We start from the raw sequence: 412 nt of genomic DNA, 5'->3' as shown, positions 1-412 counted from the left end.
AGACTTTTTTTGCTCCCTCTCTAGGACTCGAACCTAGGACCCTCTGATTAACAGTCAGATGCTCTAACCAACTGAGCTAAGAAGGAGTTTGCGACACATAAAATGTGTTTTGCGAGTGCAAATATACATTTTTTTACAACCTATGCAACTTTTTTTTACAAGAAAGACGAGCACTATTATAAAGCACTAATAATCAACAACCAAAAATTTAAAACCTAATTAAAAAAACACATAACTTTTTGACTTGATCCAAAAAAACACATAACTTTTTGTATTAATCTAGTATCAATAATTTATAGAACCAAATAATTTTTAGTCATAAAAAAAAGCCTTATCAATTAAGATAAGACTTTTTTTGCTCCCTCTCTAGGACTCGAACCTAGGACCCTCTGATTAACAGTCAGATGCTCTA

1 tRNA gene is annotated in these 412 nt (G+C 32.0%); it reads right to left on the bottom strand.

The window, feature by feature from the left end:
* Positions 1-12 precede the first annotated feature (12 nt).
* Positions 13-86 (bottom strand) — tRNA-Asn (locus tag MPF19_RS19230).
* Between the last annotated feature and the right edge of the window lie 326 nt (positions 87-412).

Source organism: Polaribacter sp. Z014, from assembly GCF_023555435.1.
GTDB lineage: Bacteria > Bacteroidota > Bacteroidia > Flavobacteriales > Flavobacteriaceae > Polaribacter.
The sequence above is the reverse complement of the archived record's forward strand: the minus strand, read 5'-3'. Positions and strand labels throughout refer to the sequence as shown.